The organism is Hyphomonas sp. UBA3601, assembly GCF_002375605.1.
In the GTDB taxonomy this organism is placed as follows: Bacteria; Pseudomonadota; Alphaproteobacteria; order Caulobacterales; family Hyphomonadaceae; genus Hyphomonas.
Window position 1 is genome coordinate 4,342 of sequence record NZ_DFME01000101.1, and the last position, 1,898, is coordinate 6,239.

The 1,898-nt window shown below is 56.1% G+C and carries 4 protein-coding genes; all 4 read right to left on the reverse strand.

From position 1 onward, the window contains the following. Window positions 1-145: site-specific integrase (locus B4F73_RS10005; RefSeq protein WP_349679558.1), on the reverse strand; the 145-nt coding region annotated here is incomplete at its 3' end. Between the two features lie 56 nt (window positions 146-201). After that, on the reverse strand, window positions 202-912 hold the full coding sequence (locus B4F73_RS10010) for an SDR family NAD(P)-dependent oxidoreductase (protein WP_290483165.1): 711 nt from the start codon (window positions 910-912) through the stop codon (window positions 202-204). Window positions 913-1,056: 144 nt separating this feature from the next. Continuing rightward, entirely contained in the window at window positions 1,057-1,464 is a 408-nt protein-coding gene (mscL, locus tag B4F73_RS10015) for a large conductance mechanosensitive channel protein MscL (RefSeq protein WP_290480221.1), read from the reverse strand. Between the two features lie 104 nt (window positions 1,465-1,568). Continuing rightward, entirely contained in the window at window positions 1,569-1,868 is a 300-nt protein-coding gene (gene ihfB, locus B4F73_RS10020) for an integration host factor subunit beta (RefSeq protein ID WP_034814550.1), read from the reverse strand. Window positions 1,869-1,898 lie beyond the last annotated feature (30 nt).

Below are 1,898 nucleotides of genomic sequence, written 5' to 3' on the forward strand. Positions count from 1 at the left end.
GGTGCGGCGTCGGGGCTTCGCCAAGATGTGTATTCAGGAACCCAAAAAAGCCGGCAAGATCGCTCTGATAAGCCTCAACCGTCTTGTCCGCCATACGGCGTTCGTCAGTCAGGTAGGCAGTAAAGGCGGCCAGGGTTTCCATCATGCCAGTCTGGCAGGTCGGTCTTAACTTTGCCTTGCCTCAGCGAATGTCGAAAACAATCAGGGCTGGATGAGTTTTCCCGCCCAATCGAACAGCTTGCCGGAATCATCTGGGGTCAGCGCGTCTACGACATCGAGCAAATGTCCGGCTGATTGCGCCGGTGAGAACAATTGCCCATCCGGCACATTGGCCTGGAACGGTTCAGACAAACCAGTCTCAACCGTGCCGGGATGGAGCCCGATACAAATCGACTCCTTGTTTGTCCGCCCACATTCGATGGCATAGTTTCGAACCAGCATGTTGAGCGCTGCTTTCGATGCGCGGTAGGCGTGCCAGCCGCCGAGATGGTTGTCGCCGATAGAACCGACCCGGGCTGACAGCGGCGCAAACACCCACCGACCGGACCGAGGCATGCGACCGAGCATGTGTTTGGCAATCAATGCTGGCGCAATCGTGTTGGCAGCGAAAATGCGTTCGAAACCATCCCGGCTCTGATGGCGATAGGATTTTTCAGGTTGGAGGCTCTTGCCCTCATGTAGGCGCCCGATGGCAACCATGCAGAGCCTGACGTCTCCTGCTGAAGCCACCTCTTGTGCGGCTGCTTCGACTGCGGATTCATCCAATGCGTCGGCTTTCAGACCCGTTGCCCCCGCAGGGGCATCGCCGGAGCGGGAAACCCCAAAAACAGTTCGATAGACCCCACGCGTCAACAGGGCGTCCACCAGGGCGCGGCCTACACCGCCCGACGATCCAAATATGACTGCATTCATGCCAATCGATCTAGGACGAAGTGATGTGCGGGCAAAAAAGAAGGGCGGCCAAACAGGCCGCCCCTCAATACTCTACCAGTTACTCTACTATCCATGAAGGTACACGAACTGTGCTTAACCCTTCATGAATATGTTGACGCACGCCTAGCTTTGCTTGGCCAGCAGGTTGCGAATTTCTTCCAGCAGCACTTCCTGGCGCGGCGGCGCAGCGGGCGCAGCTTCTTCCTTTTTCTTCATGTTGTTCATGCCCTTGATGATCATGAACATGACAAATGCCACGATGATGAAGGAGATGATCGCGGCGATGAAATTGCCCAGTTCGACGACTGCGGCTTCCTTCACCACTTCACCAGCGGCATTCATTTCAGCTGGCGTAACCGTGTAAGCGATGGAGGCGAGGTCGATGCCGCCCATGATCGGTGCGAGCAGGGGCAGGAACACGCCCTGGATGAAAGCGGTTACAACGGTTGCGAACGCCCCGCCCATTACGAAGCCGACAGCCATGTCGACCAGATTGCCCTTCAAGGCGAACTCTTTGAATTCCTTCAGCATCCCTTTGCCCCTTTTTGCTAGGATATTCCAATAACAGCGCGAATTAGGCCGCAGATTTGCCAATAGCGTCAAGTCGTCACACTCAGTGGAATAACAGTCGCTGCCTAGCGGGCTTCAGGGTCTTCGCCGCCATTCACACGCGCGCGCAGCTCCTTGCCAGCCTTGAAGAAAGGCACTGATTTCGCCGGAACTTCAACAGATTCCCCAGTGCGCGGGTTTCGACCTTTGCGCGCATCCCGGTGGCGAACAGAGAACGCCCCAAATCCGCGCAACTCAACACGATCACCACGCGAGAGAGCAGATCCGATCTCTTCCAGAATGACATTGACCACACGCTCCAAGTCTTCCTGGCGCAGGTGACTGTATTCAACAGCGAGTTTTGCAATCAATTCGGACTTCAGCATGTCTTTGATATTACACGCATTTGCGGCGGG